The sequence below is a fragment of the Pseudomonas sp. GM18 genome (assembly GCF_000282195.1).
Taxonomy (GTDB): Bacteria; Pseudomonadota; Gammaproteobacteria; order Pseudomonadales; family Pseudomonadaceae; genus Aquipseudomonas.
In genome coordinates this window covers 1-23,300 of the sequence record NZ_AKJT01000124.1, presented here as the reverse complement: position 1 = coordinate 23,300, position 23,300 = coordinate 1, and the positions used below count along the sequence as shown (strand labels likewise).

Below are 23,300 nucleotides of genomic sequence, written 5' to 3'. Positions count from 1 at the left end.
GAAAACTGCGTAACTCGTTGTTTACCAAGGAGTTTTCCGTTTCGACTGCGCCGGAAGTGGGGCGAATTATAGACGTCCAGAATCTGCCGTCAACCCCTGATTTCAGCTTTATTCGGATTTGAGCGTAATACGCGCAAATGCCTTCTTCCCGGCCTGGCAAACGTGGGTCGCGCCCAGTGCGTATATAAAGGTGCGATCGACAACTTCACCATCTATACGCACACCACCGGAACCCAGAAGATCACGCGCCACGGCGGAGTTCTTCACCAGGCCCGCCTTATTAAGGACAGCAGCGATCGGCATATCTTCGGCAGCAGTCAACTCGATCTCTGGCAGATCATCCGGCAGCTCGCCGTCTTTCATACGATTGCCCGCCGCACGGTGAGCATTGGCCGCAGCCTCCTCACCATGGAAACGCGCAACGATCTCTTCGGCCAACTTGATCTTGATGTCACGCGGATTCGCACCCGCCTCGACATCAGCCCGCAAAGCATCGATCTCTTCCATGGAGCGGAAGCTGAGCAATTCGAAGTAGCGCCACATCAGCACATCAGGAATAGAGACCAGCTTGCCGTACATGACACCCGGCGCCTCCTGGATACCGACATAGTTGCCCAACGACTTGGACATCTTCTTCACGCCATCCAGCCCTTCGAGCAACGGCATGGTCAGAATGCATTGAGCCTCCTGACCATAACTACGCTGCAGCTCACGCCCCATCAGCAGGTTGAACTTCTGATCGGTACCGCCCAGCTCGACATCCGCGCGCAAAGCGACCGAGTCATAACCCTGAACCAGCGGATAGAGGAATTCGTGAATGGCGATTGGCTGATTGGTCGTGTAGCGCTTGTCGAAGTCGTCGCGCTCGAGCATGCGCGCCACGGTGTATTGCGAAGTCAGCCGTATGAAGTCAGCCGGCCCCATCTGATCCATCCAGGTGGAGTTGAACGCCACTTCGGTTTTGGCCGGATCAAGAATCTTGAAGACTTGAGTCTTGTAGGTCTCGGCATTCTCGAGAACCTGCTCACGGGTGAGCGGCGGACGTGTCGCACTCTTGCCGCTCGGATCACCGATCATCCCAGTGAAGTCACCTATAAGGAAGATAACCTGATGCCCCAGATCCTGGAACTGGCGCAGCTTATTAATAAGCACGGTGTGACCCAGGTGCAAATCCGGCGCGGTCGGATCGAAGCCTGCCTTAATACGTAGCGGCTGGCCACGCTTGAGCTTTTCGATCAGCTCGGACTCGACCAACAGTTCTTCTGCACCACGTTTGATCAGCGCTAGCTGTTCTTCAACCGACTTCATAACAGACCTGCAAGACTCGAATTCAAAGGGGACCAACCATACAAGATCGGGCGTCAAATACAAGTTTTGCCCTGCGCACGGACGCCAATCCACGGACAGAGCGTCCGCAGGCTTGCTTCAGAGATGATTTGGTTATATTTTATACAGTTATTTCGTCTTCATCATGTCATTCATCTTTTCCAATTCATTTTTTCAAAGTCAAAATTACTTATGACCAAAGAATCGTCTAAAGCGCCACCGCTTTACCCGAAGACCCACCTGCTCGCAGCAAGCGGTATCGCCGCCCTTCTGAGCCTGGCGCTTCTGGTATTTCCTTCCAGTGATGTTGAAGCCAAAAAGACGACCCTGAGTCTTGAACTGGAAAGCCCCGCAGAACAACTGACACAAGATCAAGACGCCGCCGACGTCGTCCAAGCCACAAATGAGCCAGCGGCCTCCCCTTTCGCGCAGATCGAAAACAGCGCCGAAGACACTCAGGAAACCGCCCAGGCCGCCCCCGCGCCAGTCGTCGAAGAAAAGAAGGCGCCGGGCCACAGGGAAGTGATCGTTGCCAAAGGCGACACTCTCTCGACATTGTTTGAGAAAGTCGGCCTTCCAGCCACTTCGGTGCATGAAGTGCTGGCCAGCGACAAGCAGGCCAAGCAGTTCAGCCAGCTCAAACATGGCCAGAAGCTCGAGTTCGAACTGGGCCCGAATGGCCAGCTGACCAACTTGCACAGCAAAGTCAGCGACACGGAAAGCATCAGCCTGACCAAGAACGACAAGGGTTATACGTTCAACCGCATTACCGCCAAGCCCACTGTTCGCTCCGCCTACGTACATGGCGTGATCAACAGTTCGCTGTCGCAATCTGCCGCCAGAGCCGGCTTGTCCCACAGCCTGACCATGGATATGGCCAGCGTGTTTGGCTATGACGTCGACTTCGCCCAGGATATTCGCCAGGGTGACGAGTTCGATGTGATCTATGAACAGAAGGTCGTCAACGGCAAAGCGGTCGGCAACGGCCCAATCCTCTCCGCACGCTTCACCAACCGCGGCAAGACTTACACCGCCGTGCGCTACACCAACAAACAAGGCAACAGCAGCTACTACACGGCTGACGGCAACAGCATGCGCAAGGCATTCATCCGTACTCCGGTAGACTTCGCCCGCATCAGCTCGAAATTCTCCATGGGCCGCAAGCACCCGATCCTGAACAAGATCCGCGCCCACAAGGGTGTCGATTACGCAGCACCGCGAGGCACGCCGATCAAGGCTGCCGGCGACGGCCAGGTATTGTTGGCAGGTCGCCGCGGCGGTTACGGCAACACCGTGATCATCCAGCACGGCAGTACCTACCGTACGCTATACGGCCACATGCAGGGCTTCGCCAAAGGCATCAAGACTGGCGGCAGCGTCAAGCAAGGTCAGGTGATCGGCTACATCGGCACCACCGGCCTCTCCACTGGCCCGCACTTGCACTACGAGTTCCAGGTCAATGGTGTGCACGTCGATCCATTGGGTCAGAAGGTTGCGATGGCCGATCCGATCTCCAAAGCTGAACGCTCACGCTTCCTCGCGCAAAGCCAACCGCTGATGGCGCGCATGGACCAAGAGAAAGCCACCCTGCTGGCTTCGAGCAAACGCTAAGCCATGGCGCTCTATATAGGTGTGATGTCCGGGACCAGCCTTGATGGCCTGGACATTGCCCTGATCGAGCAAGCGCCGGCGATCAAGCTGATCGCCACACATTACATCCCCATGCCCGAATCCCTGCGCACCGAGCTGCTTGGCTTGTGCGCCAGCGGACCGGACGAGATTGCCCGTTCCGCCATTGCCCAGCAAAACTGGGTGAAACTGGCCGCACAGGGCATTCACACCCTCCTAGACCAACAAAACCTCAAGCCCGACGACATCCGCGCGATTGGCAGCCACGGCCAGACCATTCGCCACGAACCGGCGCGCGGGTTCACGGTGCAGATCGGCAACCCTGCCTTGCTCACCGAGCTGACCGGTATCACCGTGGTCAGCGACTTCCGCAGCCGCGATGTAGCCGCCGGAGGGCAAGGCGCTCCATTGGTTCCAGCCTTTCACGAAGCCTTGTTCGAAGAACAGCCTGGTAACCGCGCGGTGCTGAACGTCGGCGGGTTCAGCAATCTCAGCCTCATCGAACCCGGCAAGCCTGTCGCAGGTTTTGACTGCGGCCCGGGGAACGTCCTGCTGGATGCCTGGATTCACCGGCAACGCGGCGACAACTTCGATCGCGATGGCCAATGGGCCAGCAGCGGCAAGGTTGAACAGGTTCTGTTGAATGAGCTGCTCAGTGATCCATTCTTTGTGACTCAAGGCCCAAAGAGCACTGGCCGCGAAGTGTTCAATCTGCCATGGCTGATGCAGCATTTGTCACAGCTGCCAACCTTCGCAGCCGAAAACGTACAGGCCACGCTGCTTGAGCTGACCGCCCTGACCATCGTCGAATCATTGCAAAGCGCTCAATCGGATACCCGGGAGCTGCTGGTCTGCGGCGGCGGCGCGCACAACGCCACATTGATGAAGCGGTTAGCCAGCCTGTTGCCGAACGCGAAAGTCAGCAGCACCGCCGCTTATGGTGTAGATCCGGACTGGGTTGAAGCCATGGCCTTTGCCTGGCTGGCTCATTGCTGCCTCGAAGGTATCGCGGCCAACCGCCCAAGCGTCACCGGCGCCCGTGGCCTTCGCGTACTCGGCGCCATCTACCCTGCCTGAACCTGAACACCAGACAGCAAAACGCCGCAGGGTCCTGAAACCCTGCGGCGCTTGTTGATGCGGTGAGGGGCGATCAGATCGAGAACGAAGAGCCGCAGCCACACGTGGTGGTAGCGTTCGGGTTCTTGATCACGAAACGCGAACCTTCCAGACCTTCCTGGTAATCCACCTCGGCACCTGCCAGGTACTGGAAGCTCATCGGATCGACCACCAGGCTGACGCCTTCGCGCTCGACGATGGTGTCGTCATCGGCCACTTCTTCATCGAAGGTGAAGCCGTACTGAAACCCTGAACAACCGCCGCCCGTAACGAATACGCGCAGCTTCAAGCGATCATTCCCCTCTTCATCGACCAGGCTCTTCACCTTGTGCGCAGCACCGTGGGTGAATTGCAAAGCCGTGGGGGTGAAGGATTCGACGCTCATGCTGACTATCTCCCGGCGTTACGCCGCCATAATGCGTGATGACGCGCATTATCCGCTTCTCCCAGAAAATCGGTCAACTATTGTTACGGTATATCAATCAACCCAATCGTCAGACCAGAATGCAAAAAGGCCCGTTCAACGGGCCTTTTTGCTGTGCGGGATATAGCCTTACGGCAGCATGCCCGCATGGGAAAGACCCAGGCGCTCATCCAGACCGAAGAGGATATTCAGGTTCTGCACAGCCTGACCCGATGCGCCTTTGACCAGGTTGTCGATGACCGACAACACCACCACCAGATCACCATCCTGCGGACGATGCACGGCGATACGGCAAACGTTGGCACCGCGCACGCTGCGGGTTTCCGGATGGCTGCCGGCCGGCATCACATCGACGAACGGTTCGTTGGCATAACGCTTTTCGAACAGGGCCTGCAGATCCACCGAGCGATCCACGACAGTCGCGTAGAGCGTCGAGTGAATACCGCGAATCATCGGCGTCAGGTGCGGCACGAAGGTCAGACCAACGTCCTTGCCCGCTGCACGACGCAGACCCTGGCGGATTTCCGGCAAGTGACGGTGACCTTTTACGGCGTAGGCCTTCATGCTTTCCGACGTCTCGGAATACAGCGAACCGACGGAAGCGCCACGACCGGCACCGCTGACACCGGATTTGCAGTCAGCGATCAAACGCGTGGTATCGGCCAGACCGGCTTCAAGCAATGGCAGGAAACCCAATTGCGTCGCGGTCGGATAGCAACCCGGCACAGCGATCAGGCGTGCCTGCTTGATCTGCTCGCGATTGACTTCCGGCAAGCCGTAGACCGCTTCCTCCAGCAGTTCCGGCGCGCCGTGCGGCTGGCCATACCACTTGGCCCACTCATCGGCGTCCTGCAGACGGAAATCTGCCGACAGGTCGATGACCTTGGTCCCGGCAGCCAGCAACTCACCCGCCAGGGCATGGGCGACACCGTGCGGCGTGGCGAAGAACACCACGTCGCAAGCCCCGAGGGTCTTGATGTCCGGAACGCTGAACGCCAGGCCATCGTAATGGCCTCGCAGGTTCGGGTACATGTCGGCCACGGCCAGGCCGGCCTCGGATCGGGAAGTGATCACCACCACTTCTGCCTGCGGATGCTGTGCCAACAGACGCAGCAGTTCGACACCGGTGTAACCCGTGCCGCCGACGATACCGACCTTGACCATAAACCTGTCCTCAACGAACCCACTGGAAAGCCGTCGATAATAGGGGCCGCGCGGCCCTGCGACAACCGTCAAGGTGACGTGCGGCGGCTCAAGCCTCTACTATTCGGGCTACCGTGAACCTGGGAATAACCAAAAATGCTTTATCTGTGGCTCAAAGCGCTTCATATCGTCAGCATGGTCTGCTGGTTTGCCGGCCTGTTTTACCTGCCGCGCCTGTTCGTCTATCACGCGCAAAGCGAAGACACCGTCAGCAAGGAACGCTTCAGCATCATGGAGCGCAAGCTGTACCGGGGTATCATGGGGCCAGCGATGATCGCCACCCTGGTGTTCGGCATCTGGCTGATCAGCCTCAACCCGAGCGCCTATTTCGGCCAGGGCGCGTGGATGCACGCCAAGCTGACACTGGTGGTGATCCTGATCGGCTACCACCACATGTGCGGCGCACAGGTAAAACGTTTTGCCCGTGGCGAAAACACCCGCAGCCATGTCTTTTATCGCTGGTTCAATGAAGTGCCGGTTCTGATATTGCTGGCTATCGTAATTCTGGTCGTCGTCCGGCCGTTTTAAATCCAACAGGCACACTCACCCGGGGTACTTCCAATGTCGCTGCCCGCTCTGCTCGAACAACGCTTGCGTCTGCCCGTGGTGGCGGCACCGATGTTCCTGATTTCCAACCCTGAGCTGGTGCTCGCCTGCTGCCGTAATGGCGTTGTGGGCAGTTTCCCTGCGCTGAATCAGCGTGAGAGCAGCGGTTTCAAGGCCTGGCTGGAAGAAATCGAAGCAGAACTGGCGACACTGGAAAACCCCGCGCCTTACGCGGTGAACCTGATCGTCCACCACAGCAATCCACGATTGCAGGCGGATCTGGCGATCTGCATCGAACACAAGGTACCGATCGTGATCACCAGCCTCGGCGCCGTGAAGGAAGTGGTCGACGCGGTGCACAGCTACGGTGGCCTGGTGTTTCACGACGTGACGACCCGTCGCCATGCAGAAAAAGCCGCCGAAGCTGGTGTCGACGGATTGATTGCCGTTGCCGCGGGGGCCGGCGGTCACGCCGGGACCTGGAGCCCGTTCTCGCTGATCGCCGAGATTCGCCAGTTTTTCGACAAGACCCTGCTGCTGGCCGGCTGCCTGAACCATGGCCACGAGATTCTTGCCGCGCAATTGCTCGGTGCGGATTTGGCCTACTTCGGTACGCGATTTATCGGCACCACGGAAAGTCATGCGCCTGACGCCTACAAGGAGATGCTCCTGACTGCCAGAGCCGCGGACATCGTCCATACTCCAGCGGTATCGGGAGTACCGGCCAGCTTCATGCGTCAGAGCCTGGAGGCCGCCGGTTTCGACATGGCGGCGCTGCAAAGCAAGGGCGAGGTGGACTTCGGCTCCAAGCTCAAGCCCTTGAACGATGAAGCCAAAGCCTGGAAAACCGTGTGGTCTGCGGGCCAGGGCGTCGGGGAAATCGAGGATCTGCCGAGTGTCGATCAACTGGTCGAACGTCTCGGCGCCGAATACCGCAAGGCGCTGGAACTGGCGGCAGCGCTGCCCAAGCGCTGGCCGCGCTGACAGGAAAGTTTGGCCTGCCCAACCCGGCCGGCCTTACACTCCCCTTGTTACACTTTCTATTACAACTCTCGCGACAAGGATGCCTCGGCCATGAGCGAAAAACGTTTCAAGATCGTCTTCGATGGTGCTCTGCTGCCAGGTGTTGACGCCACCACCGCGAAGCTCAATCTCGCCGAGCTGTTCAAAAGCGATGTCGCAGCCATCGAACGCCTGTTCAGTGGCCGGTTGGTTGCGCTCAAACGCGACCTGTCACACGCCGACGCGCAAACTTATCTTCAGGCGCTGACGAAAACCGGTATCGATGCCCGAATCGAAGCCGAACCCTCGATCGAGCTGAACCTGTCCGACGTTCACGTAAGCCCACCGCCATCGGCAGAGCCTGAGTCCCCCTATGCTCCGCCGCGCGCCACTGTCGGCGAGGCACTGCCGGAGTTCGCCACGCTCAAGGCATTCAGTTTCGATGGCCGCATCGGTCGACTGCGCTTTCTGGCCTGGACGATGGCCCTGACGCTGGTGACGCTGGGCATTGGCTCGGTGCTGGCCATTTTCGGCTTCACCCTCATCAGCACCGACTCGACTGCCGGCCTGATTCTCGCGGGTCTGCTGGCCGTTATTCTGGTCGTGGTACTCGCGCTCATCAGCATCCAGTTCAGTGTGCAGCGCCTGCACGATATCGGCTGGTCTGGCTGGCTCTGGCTATTGAACCTTGTGCCGTTCGTGGGGGGCGCTTTCCCATTCGTGATCATGATCGTGCCGGGTAACAACACTGCCAATCGGTACGGTGCACCGCCGCCGCCCAACAGCAACGCAGTCAGGGTACTCGCTTCGTTGTGGCTGGTGTTTATTGCGATCATGTTCGTTGGCGGGCTGACCGGAGGTCTCACGGCGATTCAGGATGAGTATGAAAGCGCCACTGATAGCGCCTATCAAAGCAGCTCCGTGACCACCGATGAAGTCGAAGCTACGCCCGTCGAGGTCGACTCGGCAGCGGATTCAACCGACGATGCAGCCGAAGCGGCCCAGCCCCCTGTAGACTCTGCAAAAGAATGAACAGCGCTCCCCGCCCGTGACACCTGCGTCGCTGGCGCGGAGCTGTTGCGATGGAGAACTGCATGACCCGTTACGCTCTGATCACTGGCGCTTCCAGCGGCATCGGCCTGGCAATGGCCGAAGCGCTGGCCCGGCGCGGCCGCAGCCTGCTATTGGTGGCCCGACAGCGTGATCAGCTGGAAAGTATTGCGATTGAACTGACTCAACGTTTTGGCGTGGAAGTGTTGTTTCGTGCCTGTGACCTGGGTGAACCGCTGCGCCTGTCCGGATTTCTGCTGGAACTGGAAGAAGGTGAGCGGCAGATCGATCTGCTGGTCAACTGCGCTGGCATCGGTACCTGTGGCCCATTCCTGGCCCAGGACTGGATGACCGAGCAAGACCTGATCGAAGTGAACATCCTGGCCCTCACTCGTTTGTGTCATGCCATCGGTAACAGCATGGCCTTGCAGGGCGGCGGGCAGATTCTGAACGTCGCCTCGGTTGCGGCGTTCCATCCCGGCCCCTGGATGAGCACTTATTACGCCAGCAAGGCTTATGTGCTGAGTTTTTCCGAAGGCTTGCGCGTCGAACTGAAAAAATGCGCGGTCAAGGTGTCGGTGCTCTGCCCCGGCCCGACACGCACGGCGTTTTTCCGCACCGCGCAACTGAACACCGACAAGCTGAGCGAGAGCAAACTGCTGATGAGCCCAGAGGAAGTCGCGCTCTATACCGTGCGCGCCCTGGAGAAAAATCGCGCCATTATCATTCCCGGTCGCCTGAATCGCTGGTTCGCCTTCCTGCCACGGCTCGGCTCGCGCTGGCTGACCCGGACAATCGCGGGCATGGTCAATAAGGCGTACTGCCCGCGCTGACCAGCCTTCAAGGTAAAAAACTGGGCTCAGGCAGGGCCCATGCGTACACTCAAGCCAGCCAAACAACGGAGAAAACAGCTGTGGATACTCTGTTCACCAAGATCATCAACCGGGAAATCCCGGCGAAGATCATTTACGAGGACGACCAGGTACTGGCCTTCCACGACATCGCGCCACAGGCCCCCGTGCATTTCCTGGTGGTCCCGAAGAAACCGGTGCGCACCCTTAACGACCTCACCGAGGACGATAAGGCGCTGGCCGGGCATATTCTGTTCACCGCGCAGCGTCTGGCCCTGGAACTGGGCTGTGAAGAAGGTTTCCGGGTGGTCATGAACTGCAATGAATTGGGCGGGCAGACCGTTTATCACATTCATATGCACGTGCTGGGTCAGCGCCAGATGCACTGGCCGCCGGGCTGATTGCAAGCAGTACCGGTTTATGCGGCGAGGGAGCTTGCTCTCGCTGGGTTGCGAAGCAGCCCCAAATCCACGCATCGAGTTTTTCCAGACAGAACCGATGGGTTGAATTTACGACCGCTTCGCGGCCGAGCGGGAGCAAGCTCCCTCGCCACAGATGACCCAGCGCAAACCCTCCCCGGCCGATTGGGTTAAACTGGCCGCCGAGATTCTTCCCGGAGGTCAGCATGACTACCCAACGTCACTACTCGCCAATTGACCGTCTTCTGCTGCAAGCCGATGCCGCGATGCGTACTTTGCTGCCCTTCAGTGGTCAGCCCTACCGTCCGTCGCCTGCCATCGTGCAGCCGGATGCGCAAATGAGCGACGAGGACACCCGGCACGTCGCCGGTTTGATGCGCATCAACCATACCGGCGAAGTCTGTGCCCAGGCGCTGTATCAAGGTCAAGCCCTGACCGCCAGGCTGCCGCAAGTGCGCGCCGCCATGGAACATGCCGCCGAAGAAGAAATCGACCATCTGGTCTGGTGCGAACAGCGCATCCACCAGTTGGGCAGCCACACCAGCATTCTCAATCCGCTGTTCTACGGAATGTCATTCGGGATTGGCGCGGTAGCCGGGTTGATCAGCGACAAAGTCAGCCTGGGTTTCGTTGCCGCCACCGAGCATCAGGTTTGCAAACACCTGAACGAACACCTTGAGCAATTGCCCGCCGAGGACGAAAAATCCCGGGCGATCCTTGAGCAGATGCGCATCGATGAAGAACACCACGCCGAAAGTGCGCTGGATGCCGGGGGTTTGCGTTTTCCTGCACCGGTGAAGTTCGGGATGAGTCTGTTGGCCAAGGTGATGACCAAGAGTACCTATCGGATCTGATGGTTGTATTGTTTGATCGGGCCTCTTCGCGGGCAAGTCGGGTCGCCGCACCGCTCGCTCCTACAAGGGTTCTGTATTCCAACAAATAAAAAAGGCGACTACCTCGAGGTAGTCGCCTTTTTTGTACTCGGAAATCTTAGCTCGACATGTTGCGCGCGTAGAAGATTTCGAGCATTTCGTGTTTCACACGCTCAGTCACCTGGGCACGCTGCTCAGAAGACAGGTTGCTGGTGGCGTCGCCGAACAGGTAGTTATCCAGTTCGAAGTTCTTCAGCAGCATTTTGGTGTGGAACAGGTTTTCCTGATACACGTTCACGTCGGTCATCTGATACGCGTCGCGAGTGTCTTCGGAGAGGTAGTTCTGGATCGAATTGATCTCGTGGTCGATGAAGTGCTTCTTGCCTTCAACGTCACGGGTGAAGCCGCGCACGCGGTAATCCACAGTCACGATATCCGAGTCGAACTGGTGAATCAGAAAGTTGAGCGCCTTGAGCGGTGAAATGACGCCACAGGTCGACACATCGATGTCCACACGGAACGTTGCGATACCGTCCACCGGATGGATTTCCGGGTAGGTGTGCACCGTGATGTGGCTCTTGTCGAGGTGGGCCAGGATGATTTCGGGCAACGGGCCCGGAGACTCTTCAATCTGACTGTCGGTGGGGGTCACCGGTTCTTCAGAGATCAGAATCGTGACGCTGGCGCCCTGGGGTTCATAGTCCTGACTGGCGATGTTCAGGATGTTGGCACCAATGATATCGACAACTTCTGTGAGGATCTGCGTCAGGCGCTTGGCGTTGTACTCTTTATTGATGTACTCGACGTAAGCCTGTTGGTCTTGCGGGGTTTCCGCGTAGCAGATGTCATAGATGTTGAAGCTCAAGGTCTTTGTCAGGTTATTGAACCCGTGGAGCTTGAGTTTGCTTTTCACCGTTAAAAACTCTCTATGTATTGCGGGCTGGCCGCGTGATCAAGCATGCCCGTCAGATGCGAACGACGCACCTGCGTAGGACGGTTAACACCTCTTCGCGATGGCGATTTTGGTTGTCTGTTCAGGCAAGCGATCTGTCGGCTGACCGATCACTGCCCTGAAAAAAGTGGCGCATTATGCAGACGTCAGCTATGGATCACCAGAGTCTGCACCGCTTTTATGATAGTTGAATGTCGATTCAACCGAGCTCGATAATCTCGTAGTCGTGGGTAATCGCCACGCCAGCCGCGCCGAGCATGATCGAGGCCGAGCAATACTTCTCGGCCGACAGCTCGATGGCGCGCTTGACCTGGGCTTCTTTCAGCCCGCGGCCCTTGACCACGAAGTGCATGTGGATCTTGGTGAACACCTTCGGATCTTCGGTCGCTCGCTCGGCTTCGAGGAAGGCTTCGCAGCTTTCGACGGCCTGACGAGACTTCTTGAGGATGCTGACCACATCGAAATTGCTGCAGCCGCCAACACCCAGCAGGAGCATTTCCATCGGCCGGACACCCAGGTTACGACCGCCGGCATCGGGCGGACCGTCCATGACCACGACGTGACCGCTGCCGGATTCACCGAGGAACATGGCTTCGCCTGCCCATTGGATGCGTGCCTTCATCGCCAAGACTCCACTGTATAAAAAAGGGTCGCCAGCTTAGCACAGGGCCCTTGATTGGCAGCGCTTCGCCTTCCTAGGACATAACCATATGCATCGTAGGCAAATTCTCGAATCTTGAAGGAATGCGTCTGTTAAGCTGGCGTCAATTCACTGGCGCACAGCCGGCATTTTAACGAATAAGGGATCGCAGGCCTCGCCAGCGCCTAAAAAAACAAACACACCGTGCAGTCTTTTCGGGATACAACCATGGTTGCTATTACCCCCACACCCAAAATCAAGAACCTCGACAAGCTGTTGATGCACTGCCAGCGCCGTCGCTATGCCGCCAAGAGCAACATCATTTGTGCCGGCGACCGCTCGGACACGCTGTTCTTCATCATCAAAGGGTCGGTGACCATCCTGATCGAGGATGATGACGGCCGTGAAATGATCATTGCCTACCTCAACTCCGGCGACTTCTTCGGTGAACTGGGTCTGTTTGAGCAAGCCGGGCTGGAACAGGAGCGCAGCGCCTGGGTTCGCGCCAAAGTCGAATGCGAAGTCGCGGAAATCAGCTACGCGAAATTCCGCGAGTTGTCTCAACAGGATCCAGACATTCTTTACGTGCTCAGCGGACAAATCGCACAACGCCTGCGCAATACCACGCGCAAGGTCGGCGACCTGGCGTTCTTCGACGTGACCGGTCGCGTTGCTCGCTGCCTGTTGGAGCTGTGCAAGCAGCCAGACGCCATGACCCACCCGGACGGCATGCAGATCAAGGTGACCCGTCAGGAAATCGGCCGGATTGTCGGTTGCTCCCGTGAGATGGTCGGCCGCGTGCTCAAGGATCTGGAGGAGCGCAACCTGGTCGACGTCAAAGGCAAGACCATGGTGGTCTTCGGTACGCGCTAGGCCCTGAAAACTGAAGCCTGGAACACTTAAGCCCCGAGCACTTCTGCCAGCATTTGGCGATACAACGCATCGAGCCGTTCCAGCGCATCAGGAGCGGCAAACTTTTCATGCAGGGCAATGTGGCTTTCTGCGCGAACCCGCTGTTCCAGACCGCAGGCCTCGTTGAAACGATTGACCGCCGCGACCATCGACTCTCGCTCGTTATCGATCAGCATCGCCCCGTGCACCAGCCCGACCGGACGCTGACCGCCCTTGCTCTGCCGCCAGCGCTGAGCGGTACCGACCATCTTGCGACCATCGAGGTTGACGTTGAAACGGCCGTCACAGAACGCTCCCTCAATTTCGCCCAGGGACGACACGCCGCCCAACTCGTCAAGCAGCTGGCAAATCGGGTCGCAGAGCCGGCGATAGGCGGTTTCGATCCGATTCTGGTCACCCTCGCTGCGCGGTGGCGCGTAGACCAGCGCGATGTTGAGGGTCGATGCCGATTGCGGCACCGGCTCGCCGCCAGTTTCGCGCAGCAGTACTGGCCAGCCGGCAGCGGCTGATATCTCGCACGCTGCCTCGAAACCCGGCAAGCGATTCAAGCGGCGCGGCATGACCAATGCCCGGTCTGTGGGTTGCCAGAACAGCAAGCCGAACTCCGAGTCACCGGTGCACACATGGGCCAACAGGTCCTGTTCGGCGAGCAGGCCGGCTTCGATGGTCAGAGAGGTTGGCTGGGACATGGATGACTCCGTAAGACATGAAGTCTTTGGGGTGCTGATGACCTCTTCGCGGGCAAGCCCGCTCCCACAGGGGATCGGGTTGCCTGCGAAAATGTGTTCAGTCGAGCGTAGAGCCGCTCACTGGAACACCGCGCTCAGGAAAGAACAGGCGCTGCAGTTCAGTACCCGGGCTTTCGGCGCGCATGAACGCTTCGCCGACCAGGAACGCATACACGTCGCTGATTTCCATCAGTTCGACATCAGCGCGGTTAAGAATGCCACTCTCGGTGACCACCAAACGATTGCGCGGAATACGCGGCAACAGGTCGAGGGTGGTTTCCAGGCTGACCTCAAAGGTGTGCAGGTTGCGGTTGTTCACGCCCACCAGCGGCGTGTCCAGGGTTTTCAAGGCCCGCTCCAGCTCGTCGCCATCGTGGACTTCCACCAGCACATCGAGGCCGACGCTTTTGGCCACGGCCGCCAGCTCGGCCATTTTCACGTCATCCAGTGCGGAGACGATCAACAGCACGCAATCAGCACCCAGGGCGCGGGACTCGATGATCTGGTACGGATCGATCATGAAGTCTTTGCGGATCACCGGCAGTTTGCACGCCGCCCGGGCTTGTTGCAGATACGCATCCGCACCCTGGAAGTAGTCGATGTCGGTGAGCACCGACAGGCAGGTAGCCCCACCCTTCTCGTAACTCCTGGCAATGTCCGCAGGCACGAAGTTCTCGCGAATCACGCCCTTGCTTGGCGAAGCTTTCTTGATTTCAGCAATCACCGCCGGCTGCTTCTTCTTGGCCTGATCGATCAATGCCTTGGCGAAACCACGGGGTGCATCGGCCGCCTTGGCCAGGTTTTCCAGCTCCGCCAGGCTTACACGAGCGCTACGCTCGGCGACTTCCTGGACTTTGCGGGCCAGAATATTTTCCAGAACCGTCGGTACACTCATCCCTCATTCTCCACTTTGAATACCGCGGTAAATGCACCCAATTCCTCAAGTTTTTCCCGAGCGAGGCCTGTGTGCAGCGCATCGTGCGCCAGGGCAACGCCTTCTTTCAAACTGCTGGCATGGTCGGCGGCGTACAGCGCGGCACCGGCATTGAGCACGATCATCTCGGCGGCTTTCTGACCGTTCTCGGTCTTGCGCTTGCCCAAGGCATCGCGAATCAGCTCAAGGGAAGCCGCCGGGCTTTCTACCGCCAGACCGTGCAGGCTCTGGCTCTTCATCCCGAGGTCTTCGGGCTCGACCCAATACTCGGTGATCTGGTCATTCTTCAATTCCGCGACAAAGGTCGGTGCCGCCAGACTGAATTCGTCCAGACCATCCTTCGAATGCACCACCAGCACGTGTTTACTGCCCAGGCGCTGCAAGACTTCGGCCAATGGCCGGCACAACGCCTGACTGAACACACCCACTACCTGATGTTTCACGCCGGCCGGATTCGTAAGCGGGCCGAGCATGTTGAACAAGGTGCGCAGGCCCAGCTCGCGGCGCGGGCCGGCGGCGTGCTTCATGGCGCTATGATGGGTCTGGGCAAACATGAAACCGATGCCAACGTTGTCGATGCAGCGTGCCACCTGAACCGGGGTCAGGTTCAGATAGATACCTGCCGCTTCCAGCAGGTCGGCGCTGCCGCTTTTACCCGACACCGCGCGGTTACCGTGCTTGGCGACGGTGCAACCGGCCGCCGCGACCACGAAGGAAGAAGCGGTCGAAACGTTGAAAATGTTCGCACCGTCACCGCCGGTGCCGACCACATCGACCACGCCGTCGAGGGTGTTGAGTTCGACCTTGTCCGCCAACTCGCGCATCGCCGTCACGGCGCCGACGATCTCGTCGATGCTTTCGCTCTTCATGCGCATGGCCATCATGAACGCGCCGATCTGCGCGTCCGTGCATTGCCCGGTCATGATTTCGCGCATGACATCGCGCATCTCATCGGTACTGAGGTCGAGGTGGCCGACGATACGACTCAGGGCTGTCTTGATATCCATGGAAAGTCCTTAGCGCGTGCCGCCGGTTTGTTTGAGGAAGTTGGCGAACAGCTCGTGTCCCTGTTCGGTGAGGATAGACTCAGGGTGGAATTGCACACCCTCGATGTTCAGCGTCTTGTGACGCAGGCCCATGATCTCGTCCACCGAGCCGTCTTCGAGCTGGGTCCAGGCCGTCAGCTCCAGGCAATCGGGCAGGGTTTCGCGCTTGACGATCAGCGAATGGTAGCGGGTGACCGTCAACGGGCGATTCAGACCTGCGAATACGCCCTTATCCTCGTGAAATACCGGGCTAGTCTTACCGTGCATGACCTGACGGGCACGGACCACATCGCCACCGAACGCCTGGCCGATGGATTGGTGACCCAGGCAAACGCCGAGAATCGGCAGCTTGCCGGCGAAGTGCTTGATCGCTTCGATGGAAATACCGGCTTCGGTCGGGGTGCAAGGACCGGGAGACACGACGATGCGCTCAGGCTTGAGGGCTTCGATTTCGGCAATGGTGAGTTCATCGTTGCGCACGACTTTGACCTCGGAGCCCAGCTCGCCGAGGTATTGCACAACGTTGTAAGTAAAAGAGTCGTAGTTATCGATCATCAGCAACATGGCGTTAAGAACCTCTTGAATTCACTGACTTTTAATACGGCCTTCGAATGATTTACCCGCAGTGTGCTTCGCTTTGACAGGTGCTGGAGTGGCGCCAGCAAAGCGGCATTTCATACAGGTAAAGAAGGCAAAGCGGTACAGGTCCGGCCAGGCCGGCAGAAAAGATTCAGGCGCGCCAACGCCAACGGGCGTGTGCCTTGATGACTTGATCCAGGAGTTTGCTGACGATCAACACGGGAAAGGTCTCATTCATACGTCCCGGCACAGTAACGTAGCTGGGCAGAGCGTGCAATATGGCCGGGGCGACAGCTCGCGAAACAATCGAAGGGTTAGCGACAGATGGCAAAAGGCTGGAAGTTTTTTGGCGGTGCTGGGAGCGGCAGAGGTACAAGATCAAAAGATTAAAATCAAAAGATCGCAGCCTTCGGCAGCTCCTACGGGGGAATGACAGGCATAAAAAAACGCGGCGCCCTCGCAGGCGCCGCGTTTTTTATGTGGATCAGTTATCCGGGGTTTGTTCGGCCAGGGCCACGGCGCGGAACATGGCACGGCGTTTGTTCAGGGTTTCTTCCCATTCCAGCGCCGGCACCGAGTCGGCGACGATGCCGCCACCGGCCTGTACGTGCAGTTCGCCGTTCTTGATCACTGCGGTGCGAATCGCAATCGCGGTGTCCATGTTGCCGTTCCAGGCGAAGTAACCGACTGCGCCGCCGTAGACGCCCCGCTTGACCGGTTCCAGTTCGTCGATGATTTCCATCGCGCGAATCTTCGGCGCGCCAGACAAGGTGCCGGCCGGCAGGATCGCCCGCAATGCGTCCATCGCTGTCAGCCCGGCCTTCAATTGGCCGGTGACGTTGGACACGATGTGCATCACGTTGGAATAGCGCTCAATGACCATCTTCTCGGTGAGCTTCACCGAACCGATTTCCGAGACACGACCAGTATCGTTGCGGCCCAGATCGATCAGCATCAAGTGCTCGGCGATTTCCTTGTCGTCCGACAGCAGGTCTTTTTCCAGCGCCAGGTCCGCCTCCTCGTTGGCCCCGCGTGGGCGAGTGCCGGCAATCGGACGCACGGTGATCAGGTTATCTTCGACCCGCACCAGCACTTCCGGCGAACTGCCGACGACGTGGAAGTCGCCGAAGTTGAAGAAGTACATATACGGCGTCGGGTTGAAGCAACGCAGCGCCCGGTACAGGTCGATAGGCGCAGCCTTGAAGTCGATCGACATGCGCTGGGACGGCACGACCTGCATGCAGTCACCGGCCAGGATGTATTCCTTGATGGTGTCGACGGCTTTTTCGTAATCGTCCTGGGTGAAACTCGAGCGGAACACCGGATCGGCCGATTGTTGTTTACTGAAATCCAGGCCACGCCGCGGAGTGATTGGCTGACGGAGTTGTTCCAGCAGCGCTTGCAGACGCGCCTGACCTTGTTCGAAGGCATCTTCCTGCGACGGATCGGCCAGGACAATCGCATGCATCTTGCCGGCAAGGTTGTCGAACACCACCACCGCATCGGACACCATCAGCAGAATGTCCGGCACGCCCAGCGGATCAGGGTTCGGGCATTTGCCCAGACGCTTCTCCACATAACGCACGCAGTCGTAACCGAAGTAACCCACCAGACCGCCGTTGAAGCGCGGCAGACCGGCAATGGTCGGCACGTTGTAGCGTGCCTTGAAGGCTTCGACGAAGGCCAGCGGGTCTTCAACGTCGTGGCTTTCGATCTCGACGCCGTCGTGGGTCACGCCGACGTGGTGATCGTGAACCCGCAATACGGTGCGGCACGGCAGGCCGATGATCGAATAACGGCCCCACTTCTCGCCGCCCTGCACCGACTCCAGCAAATAGGAGTTCGGCTCGTCGGCCAGTTTCAGGTAGATCGACAGCGGCGTGTCGAAGTCGGCCAGGGTTTCGCAGGCAAGCGGGATGCGGTTGTAGCCGGCAGCGGCCAAACGCAGGAATTCTTCGCGGATCATGAGGTGCCTCGTGGCTTGAGGGTCTAACGGTCAGGTATGCAAACGCGCCGGTACGCCGGCCAGGAACAAGTCAGGCGCGCCAACGCCAGCGGGCCAGGGCCTTGATGACTTTCATCCAGAGTTTGCGAGTGACCACCACGATGGCGTTTCCAGCAGGGGGTTGAACAGCGTCGGGCAACGTTATCTCAGCGGCCGGATCCAGGCAACCGGGAATTAGTTTGCGCAGATCATCGATCACCAGCGCCGGCGACTCTTCGGCAATCGGCCGACCGTGGTTATAACCGTAACTGAGGGCCACGCATTTGACCCCCGCCGCTTTCGCCGCCAGCACATCGCTGCGCGAGTCGCCGACGAACAACGATTGCGACGCCGGAATGTTGGCCATTTTCATCACGAAAAACAGCGCGGCCGGGTCGGGTTTCTGTTGTGGCAGGGTGTCGCCGCCGATGATCCATTTGAAGTAACGGCCGATTTTCATCTGATCCAGCAACGGCGCGACGAAGCGCTCCGGCTTGTTGGTGATCAGCGCCATCGCCACGCCCTGCTTGTTCAACCATTTCAGGGTGTCGCGCACACCGGGATAGACCACGGTCAGCTCATGCCCCTCACCGTAGGCTTCCATGAAAATCTGCAGCGCACCTTCGGCTTCGCCATCATCGACCGACGAATGATCGATGCCGCCGGCCAGTGCACGGCGCACCAGCACCGGCGCGCCGTTGCCGACCCACTCACGCACCGGTTCGATGCCGACCGGGTCACGCCCGAGTTTGAGCAGCATGTTATCTACAGCCGCCGCGAGGTCAGGGACCGAATCGACCAGCGTGCCATCCAGATCGAACATCACCAGCCGCGGCAGACGCCCCGGGAACAGCTGCTCAAAACCGCTCATGGGCGAGCCAGCGCCAGTTCGGAGCGCATCTTTTCAATCACTTCCTGATAGTTCGGCGCATTGAAGATCGCCGAACCGGCGACAAAGGTGTCAGCACCCGCCGCAGCGATTTCACGAATGTTGTTCACGTTTACCCCGCCGTCGATTTCCAGGCGAATGTCACGACCGGAGGCATCGATCAGCGCCCGCGCCTCACGCAGCTTGTCGAGGGTGGCCGGGATGAACTTCTGCCCGCCGAAGCCTGGGTTGACGCTCATCAGCAGGATCATGTCGACCTTGTCCATCACGTACTTGAGCACGTCCAGCGGGGTCGCCGGGTTGAACACCAGGCCCGCCTTGCAGCCACCTTCGCGGATCAGTTGCAGGGAACGGTCGACGTGCAGCGTGGCTTCCGGGTGGAAGGTGATGTAGGTCGCACCGGCTTCAATGAAGTCACCGACGATACGGTCCACCGGGCTGACCATCAGGTGCGCGTCGATCGGTGCGGTCACGCCGTACTTGCGCAGCGCGGAGCACACCATCGGGCCGATGGTCAGGTTCGGCACGTAGTGGTTGTCCATGACATCGAAGTGCACGAAGTCGGCGCCGGCGGCCAGGACGTTGTCCACTTCCTCGCCCAGGCGGGCAAAGTCGGCGGAGAGAATCGACGGAGCAATAACGAAGGGCTGCATGACGCACCTTTTTTGAGCAGAATCACGATGGCGCGCATTGTATACCTCATGCTTTGACGCGCGCACCGTGCTGCGATGATTGGGGCAAGTCTAATAGGCCGCTCGGTAGATCTTCTCGATATCGGTGGCGCTCAACTTGCGCGGATTGTTGCGCATCAGGCGTTCGATGCCGGCGGCTTCCACGGCCATGGCCGGGATCGCCTCCTCGGGCACCCCGAAACTGCGCAGGCCTCGTGGGATTTCCACGGCGGCGCACAGCTCGGTCATCGCTTCCACGGCTTTTTCCGCCGCTTCATTGGCGCTCAGATGAGCGGTCTTCACCCCCATGGCCTCGGCAATATCCTGCATGCGTTCCACGCAGGCCATCTTGTTCCAGGTCATGACATACGGCAGCAGCAAGGCATTGCTGACGCCATGGGCAATGTTGAAGCGCCCGCCCAGCGGATACGCCAACGCATGCACCGCACCGACCCCGGCATTGCCGAACGCCATGCCGGCCATCAGGCTGGCGGTGGCCATGTCTTCGCGGGCTTGCAGGTGGGCGGGATTGGCGTAAGCCTTGGGCAGCGCCTTGGTAATCAGCTTGATCGCGCCAATGGCCAGGGCGTCGGTGATGGGCGAGGCGTTGAGCGACAGGTAGGACTCGATGGCGTGCACCAGCGCATCGACGCCACTGGCGGCGGTGACACTGCGTGGGCAGGTCAGGGTCATTTGCGGGCTGACCAGTGCCACATCCGGCAACAGGTAATCGCTGATAATGCCCATTTTCAGCTGCGCGACCTTGTCTGAGAGGATGGCCACGTTGGTCACTTCCGAACCGGTGCCGGCGGTGGTCGGGATGGCGATCAGCGGCGGGCCTTTGCGCGGCACCTGATCGACGCCGAACAAATCCTCCAGCGCGCCGTGGTAACCGGCATAGGCTGCAACACTTTTGGCGATGTCGATGGCACTGCCGCCGCCGAGGCCGATCAGCCCGTCATGCCCGCCCTCACGGTAAACCCGCATGCAATCTTCGACGATGGCGATTTCCGGGTCCGGCAACACCCGGTCGAAAATCTCATAACTGCGCTCGCCCAACTGCGCCAGCGCCAGCTCTACCGTGCCGGACTTGACCAGCGCAGCATCGGTGACGATCAGCGGGTTGTCGATGTCCAGACGTGTGAGCTCGGCCGCCAGTTGCTCGATGGCACCTGCACCGGTGATCAGTTTGTGAGCGATTTTGAAAGAGGAAAGACTCATGTGCGCAGCCTCTTATAGATAGGGGAGCTGGGCACAATAGTAGCTGGGGATTGGGGGTTGTCTGCTATTTAAGTTGGTGAATGATCGAGGTCGATCGTTCCCACGCAGAGCGTGGGAACGATCAGATCAGTGCGTGCAGGTCAGGCCTGGGCGGTGCGCAGTTTTTCGCTGCGCCCACGCAGCCATTCCAGGGTCAGCAACAGGATCACCGAGAATGCGATCAGCAGCGTCGCGGCAGCGGCGATCGTCGGGCTGAGGTTTTCGCGGATGCCGCTGAACATCTGCCGAGGCAAGGTCGCTTGTTCGGGACCGGCGAGGAACAGCGTCACCACCACTTCATCGAACGAGGTAGCGAAGGCAAACAGCGCACCGGAAATCACTCCCGGCGCAATCAACGGCAAGGTCACGCGGCGGAACGTCGTCAACGGCGAAGCGCCCAGGCTTGCCGCTGCCCGCACCAGGTTCTGGTTGAACCCCTGCAAGGTCGCCGACACCGTGATGATCACGAACGGCACGCCCAGCACAGCGTGCACCACGATCAACGAGGTATAGCTGTTGCCGAACCCCAGTGGCGCGAAGGTCAGGTAACTGGCCACACCAATGATCACCACCGGTACCACCATCGGCGAAATCACCAGCGCCATCACCAGCGCCTTACCCGGGAAGTCGCCACGGGTCAGGCCGATCGCCGCCAGCGTACCGAAGATCATCGCCAACACGGTCGCTGCCGGGGCCACGATCATGCTGTTCTTCAACGAACGCATCCATTCCGCCGAGGCAAAGAAGTCCTGGTACCAATGCAGCGAGAAGCCTTGCAGTGGGTAGACCAGAAAGCTCCCGGAGTTGAACGACAGCGGAATGATCACCAGCACCGGCAAAATCAGGAACAACAAAATCAAGCCGCAGAGTATCCGCAAGCTATAGAACCACACCCGTTCGATGGGCGATTGATAAGGACTCAGCATTTCATTCTCCCCTTAGCTCAGGCGCAGGCGACTGGCGCCCACCAGCCAGCTGTAAATCAGATAAAGCACCACGGTCGCCAGCAGCAACAGCCCACCAAGCGCGGTCGCCATGCCCCAGTTGATGCTGGTGTTGGTGTAGAAGGCGACGAAATAACTGACCATCTGATCGTTCGGGCTGCCCAGCAGCGCCGGGGTGATGTAGTAGCCGATGGCGAGGATGAACACCAACAGGCAACCGGCGCCGACACCGGCATAGGTCTGCGGGAAGTACACCCGCCAGAAACTGGCGAACGGGTGGCAGCCCAGGGAAATCGCCGCACGCATGTAAGTCGGCGAGATGCCTTTCATCACGCTGTAGATCGGCAGAATCATGAACGGCAGCAGGATGTGCACCATCGAGATGTAGACCCCGGTGCGGTTGAACACCAGCTCCAGCGGCTTATCGATGACGCCCATGGCCATCAGGCCGCTGTTGATCAAGCCGCCCGATTGCAGCAACACGATCCACGCGGCGACCCGCACCAGAATCGAGGTCCAGAACGGCAACAGCACCAGAATCATCAGCAGGTTGCTTTGCCGCGATGGCAGATTCGCCAGCAGATAGGCCAACGGATAGGCCAGCACCAGGCAGATAACGGTGATGATCAGGCCCATCCAGAACGTACGGGCAAAGATGTCGAGGTAAATCGCCTGATCGGGAGTAGCCCGGGCCAGTTCGCCGAGGTCGTCGATACGGTGGTCGACGGCGGCCAGCAGGTAATAAGGCGTCACGCCACTGGTGTTGCGGCGCACCACTTGCCAATAAGCCGGGTCGCCCCAGCGCTCGTCGAGTCCTTCCAGCGCGGCTTTATAAGAAGCGGGCTCCGTGGCGAACGGCAAGGCGCGTGCGGTTTTGGTCAGCAGGCTGCGGTAGCCGGCCAACTCCATGTTCAAGCGCTTGGACAAGTCGCCCAAGGTCTGATTCTTGCGGGCTTCGGCGAGGTCTTCGCTGGCGGCCTTGTACACAGGCTCTGCCGGCAGGCCTCGGCCGTCCCAACTGGCGATGGCTGCCACGGTGCGCGGCATGACGCCGACCACTTCCGGGTTACCGACGCTTTTGTAGAGCAGCGCCACGATCGGCACCAGGAACACCAGCAACAGAAACAGCACCAACGGCGCGATCAAGGCTTGTGCTTTCCAGCGGTTGATTCGCTCGGCGTGCTTTAGCCGCTGCTTCAAGGTGGGGTCGGTGCCCGCGTTCAGGGGAACGGCGATAGCCATGGCGTACTCCGGAAATCTTTGATCGTTACAGAGGCGACAAACACCGCCTCGAACTTTTGGTACTGATCGTTCCCACGCTCT

At 59.2% G+C, this 23,300-nt stretch carries 24 protein-coding genes; 9 read left to right on the top strand and 15 right to left on the bottom strand.

Going from position 1 to position 23,300, the window contains the following annotated elements:
- Positions 1-108 precede the first annotated feature (108 nt).
- Positions 109-1,308 (bottom strand): tyrosine--tRNA ligase, encoded by a 1,200-nt coding sequence (gene tyrS / locus PMI21_RS02135; RefSeq protein WP_007941670.1) that lies wholly within the window; start codon positions 1,306-1,308, stop codon positions 109-111.
- A gap of 210 nt (positions 1,309-1,518) precedes the next feature.
- Between tyrS and PMI21_RS02140 the strand changes: the two genes are divergently transcribed.
- Entirely contained in the window at positions 1,519-2,937 is a 1,419-nt protein-coding gene (locus tag PMI21_RS02140) for a peptidoglycan DD-metalloendopeptidase family protein (RefSeq protein WP_007941667.1), read from the top strand.
- Between the two features lie 3 nt (positions 2,938-2,940).
- Positions 2,941-4,032: an anhydro-N-acetylmuramic acid kinase gene (locus PMI21_RS02145; RefSeq protein WP_007941666.1), complete on the top strand. Its 1,092-nt coding sequence runs from the start codon at positions 2,941-2,943 to the stop codon at positions 4,030-4,032.
- Between the two features lie 73 nt (positions 4,033-4,105).
- On the opposite strand, the gene erpA is transcribed toward PMI21_RS02145, so the two are convergent.
- Entirely contained in the window at positions 4,106-4,456 is a 351-nt protein-coding gene (gene erpA, locus PMI21_RS02150) for an iron-sulfur cluster insertion protein ErpA (RefSeq protein WP_007906865.1), read from the bottom strand.
- 168 nt (positions 4,457-4,624) lie between these two features.
- Positions 4,625-5,659, bottom strand: coding sequence for an N-acetyl-gamma-glutamyl-phosphate reductase (argC, locus tag PMI21_RS02155; protein ID WP_007941665.1), 1,035 nt, complete (start codon positions 5,657-5,659; stop codon positions 4,625-4,627).
- Positions 5,660-5,794: 135 nt separating this feature from the next.
- Here argC and hemJ point away from each other — a divergent pair, with 135 nt between their 5' ends.
- The 6 genes from hemJ (at position 5,795) to coq7 (ending at position 10,420) form a co-directional block, all read left to right on the top strand.
- Complete coding sequence (gene hemJ / locus PMI21_RS02160; RefSeq protein WP_007941664.1) at positions 5,795-6,226, top strand: protoporphyrinogen oxidase HemJ; 432 nt, start codon at positions 5,795-5,797, stop codon at positions 6,224-6,226.
- A 33-nt stretch (positions 6,227-6,259) separates the two neighbouring features.
- On the top strand, positions 6,260-7,228 hold the full coding sequence (locus PMI21_RS02165; RefSeq protein WP_007941663.1) for an NAD(P)H-dependent flavin oxidoreductase: 969 nt from the start codon (positions 6,260-6,262) through the stop codon (positions 7,226-7,228).
- Positions 7,229-7,318: 90 nt separating this feature from the next.
- Positions 7,319-8,278, top strand: a complete 960-nt coding sequence (locus PMI21_RS02170) for a DUF805 domain-containing protein (RefSeq protein ID WP_007941662.1) — start codon at positions 7,319-7,321, stop codon at positions 8,276-8,278.
- A 62-nt stretch (positions 8,279-8,340) separates the two neighbouring features.
- On the top strand, positions 8,341-9,129 hold the full coding sequence (locus PMI21_RS02175; RefSeq protein ID WP_033064247.1) for an SDR family NAD(P)-dependent oxidoreductase: 789 nt from the start codon (positions 8,341-8,343) through the stop codon (positions 9,127-9,129).
- Between the two features lie 80 nt (positions 9,130-9,209).
- A complete protein-coding gene (locus PMI21_RS02180; protein WP_007906873.1) occupies positions 9,210-9,548 on the top strand; it encodes a histidine triad nucleotide-binding protein in 339 nt (112 codons plus the stop codon).
- 224 nt (positions 9,549-9,772) lie between these two features.
- On the top strand, positions 9,773-10,420 hold the full coding sequence (coq7, locus tag PMI21_RS02185; RefSeq protein ID WP_007941659.1) for a 2-polyprenyl-3-methyl-6-methoxy-1,4-benzoquinone monooxygenase: 648 nt from the start codon (positions 9,773-9,775) through the stop codon (positions 10,418-10,420).
- 136 nt (positions 10,421-10,556) lie between these two features.
- Here coq7 and speD read toward each other — a convergent pair whose 3' ends face one another.
- Both speD and PMI21_RS02195 read right to left on the bottom strand, forming a co-directional pair.
- Positions 10,557-11,351, bottom strand: coding sequence for an adenosylmethionine decarboxylase (speD, locus tag PMI21_RS02190; RefSeq protein WP_007941658.1), 795 nt, complete (start codon positions 11,349-11,351; stop codon positions 10,557-10,559).
- A gap of 238 nt (positions 11,352-11,589) precedes the next feature.
- The gene (locus tag PMI21_RS02195) at positions 11,590-12,012 is read right to left on the bottom strand and encodes an OsmC family protein (RefSeq protein WP_007941657.1); all 423 of its coding nucleotides are present in this window, start codon (positions 12,010-12,012) and stop codon (positions 11,590-11,592) included.
- A 246-nt stretch (positions 12,013-12,258) separates the two neighbouring features.
- On the opposite strand from PMI21_RS02195, the gene crp reads away from it, so the two are divergent.
- Entirely contained in the window at positions 12,259-12,903 is a 645-nt protein-coding gene (crp, locus tag PMI21_RS02200; protein ID WP_007941656.1) for a cAMP-activated global transcriptional regulator CRP, read from the top strand.
- 26 nt (positions 12,904-12,929) lie between these two features.
- Here the strand turns inward: crp and PMI21_RS02205 are convergent, their stop codons facing one another.
- From PMI21_RS02205 to PMI21_RS02250, 10 genes are all read right to left on the bottom strand, one after another.
- Entirely contained in the window at positions 12,930-13,631 is a 702-nt protein-coding gene (locus PMI21_RS02205; RefSeq protein ID WP_007941655.1) for a lipoate--protein ligase family protein, read from the bottom strand.
- A gap of 97 nt (positions 13,632-13,728) precedes the next feature.
- On the bottom strand, positions 13,729-14,565 hold the full coding sequence (gene trpC / locus PMI21_RS02210; RefSeq protein WP_007941654.1) for an indole-3-glycerol phosphate synthase TrpC: 837 nt from the start codon (positions 14,563-14,565) through the stop codon (positions 13,729-13,731).
- On the bottom strand, positions 14,562-15,611 hold the full coding sequence (trpD, locus tag PMI21_RS02215; protein WP_007906883.1) for an anthranilate phosphoribosyltransferase: 1,050 nt from the start codon (positions 15,609-15,611) through the stop codon (positions 14,562-14,564). Before trpD ends, trpC begins: the two co-directional genes overlap by 4 nt.
- A gap of 9 nt (positions 15,612-15,620) precedes the next feature.
- Positions 15,621-16,214, bottom strand: coding sequence for an aminodeoxychorismate/anthranilate synthase component II (locus PMI21_RS02220; protein WP_007941653.1), 594 nt, complete (start codon positions 16,212-16,214; stop codon positions 15,621-15,623).
- A gap of 499 nt (positions 16,215-16,713) precedes the next feature.
- Positions 16,714-18,195 carry an anthranilate synthase component I gene (gene trpE, locus PMI21_RS02225; protein WP_007941652.1) on the bottom strand — a complete coding sequence of 494 codons (1,482 nt, stop codon included), beginning with the start codon at positions 18,193-18,195 and terminating at the stop codon, positions 16,714-16,716.
- A gap of 70 nt (positions 18,196-18,265) precedes the next feature.
- Entirely contained in the window at positions 18,266-19,084 is an 819-nt protein-coding gene (locus PMI21_RS02230) for a phosphoglycolate phosphatase (RefSeq protein WP_007941650.1), read from the bottom strand.
- Positions 19,081-19,755, bottom strand: a complete 675-nt coding sequence (gene rpe / locus PMI21_RS02235; RefSeq protein ID WP_007941649.1) for a ribulose-phosphate 3-epimerase — start codon at positions 19,753-19,755, stop codon at positions 19,081-19,083. The genes PMI21_RS02230 and rpe overlap by 4 nt, the downstream gene beginning before the upstream one ends.
- Before the next feature lie 90 nt (positions 19,756-19,845).
- Entirely contained in the window at positions 19,846-20,994 is a 1,149-nt protein-coding gene (locus tag PMI21_RS02240; protein WP_007941648.1) for an iron-containing alcohol dehydrogenase, read from the bottom strand.
- Positions 20,995-21,134: 140 nt separating this feature from the next.
- Entirely contained in the window at positions 21,135-21,959 is an 825-nt protein-coding gene (locus PMI21_RS02245; RefSeq protein ID WP_007941647.1) for an ABC transporter permease, read from the bottom strand.
- Positions 21,960-21,971: 12 nt separating this feature from the next.
- A complete protein-coding gene (locus tag PMI21_RS02250; protein WP_007941646.1) occupies positions 21,972-23,219 on the bottom strand; it encodes an ABC transporter permease in 1,248 nt (415 codons plus the stop codon).
- Positions 23,220-23,300 lie beyond the last annotated feature (81 nt).

Bases quoted from the DNA above. Each gene is read 5' to 3' on its own strand.
- tyrS (WP_007941670.1), bottom strand. From the start codon at position 1,308: ATGAAGTCGGTTGAAGAACAGCTAGCGCTGATCAAACGTGGTGCAGAA.
- PMI21_RS02140 (WP_007941667.1), top strand. From the start codon at position 1,519: ATGACCAAAGAATCGTCTAAAGCGCCACCGCTTTACCCGAAGACCCAC.
- PMI21_RS02145 (WP_007941666.1), top strand. From the start codon at position 2,941: ATGGCGCTCTATATAGGTGTGATGTCCGGGACCAGCCTTGATGGCCTG.
- erpA (WP_007906865.1), bottom strand. From the start codon at position 4,456: ATGAGCGTCGAATCCTTCACCCCCACGGCTTTGCAATTCACCCACGGT.
- argC (WP_007941665.1), bottom strand. From the start codon at position 5,659: ATGGTCAAGGTCGGTATCGTCGGCGGCACGGGTTACACCGGTGTCGAA.
- hemJ (WP_007941664.1), top strand. From the start codon at position 5,795: ATGCTTTATCTGTGGCTCAAAGCGCTTCATATCGTCAGCATGGTCTGC.
- PMI21_RS02165 (WP_007941663.1), top strand. From the start codon at position 6,260: ATGTCGCTGCCCGCTCTGCTCGAACAACGCTTGCGTCTGCCCGTGGTG.
- PMI21_RS02170 (WP_007941662.1), top strand. From the start codon at position 7,319: ATGAGCGAAAAACGTTTCAAGATCGTCTTCGATGGTGCTCTGCTGCCA.
- PMI21_RS02175 (WP_033064247.1), top strand. From the start codon at position 8,341: ATGACCCGTTACGCTCTGATCACTGGCGCTTCCAGCGGCATCGGCCTG.
- coq7 (WP_007941659.1), top strand. From the start codon at position 9,773: ATGACTACCCAACGTCACTACTCGCCAATTGACCGTCTTCTGCTGCAA.
- PMI21_RS02195 (WP_007941657.1), bottom strand. From the start codon at position 12,012: ATGAAGGCACGCATCCAATGGGCAGGCGAAGCCATGTTCCTCGGTGAA.
- crp (WP_007941656.1), top strand. From the start codon at position 12,259: ATGGTTGCTATTACCCCCACACCCAAAATCAAGAACCTCGACAAGCTG.
- PMI21_RS02205 (WP_007941655.1), bottom strand. From the start codon at position 13,631: ATGTCCCAGCCAACCTCTCTGACCATCGAAGCCGGCCTGCTCGCCGAA.
- trpC (WP_007941654.1), bottom strand. From the start codon at position 14,565: ATGAGTGTACCGACGGTTCTGGAAAATATTCTGGCCCGCAAAGTCCAG.
- trpD (WP_007906883.1), bottom strand. From the start codon at position 15,611: ATGGATATCAAGACAGCCCTGAGTCGTATCGTCGGCCACCTCGACCTC.
- PMI21_RS02220 (WP_007941653.1), bottom strand. From the start codon at position 16,214: ATGTTGCTGATGATCGATAACTACGACTCTTTTACTTACAACGTTGTG.
- trpE (WP_007941652.1), bottom strand. From the start codon at position 18,195: ATGATCCGCGAAGAATTCCTGCGTTTGGCCGCTGCCGGCTACAACCGC.
- PMI21_RS02230 (WP_007941650.1), bottom strand. From the start codon at position 19,084: ATGAGCGGTTTTGAGCAGCTGTTCCCGGGGCGTCTGCCGCGGCTGGTG.
- rpe (WP_007941649.1), bottom strand. From the start codon at position 19,755: ATGCAGCCCTTCGTTATTGCTCCGTCGATTCTCTCCGCCGACTTTGCC.
- PMI21_RS02240 (WP_007941648.1), bottom strand. From the start codon at position 20,994: ATGAGTCTTTCCTCTTTCAAAATCGCTCACAAACTGATCACCGGTGCA.
- PMI21_RS02245 (WP_007941647.1), bottom strand. From the start codon at position 21,959: ATGCTGAGTCCTTATCAATCGCCCATCGAACGGGTGTGGTTCTATAGC.
- PMI21_RS02250 (WP_007941646.1), bottom strand. From the start codon at position 23,219: ATGGCTATCGCCGTTCCCCTGAACGCGGGCACCGACCCCACCTTGAAG.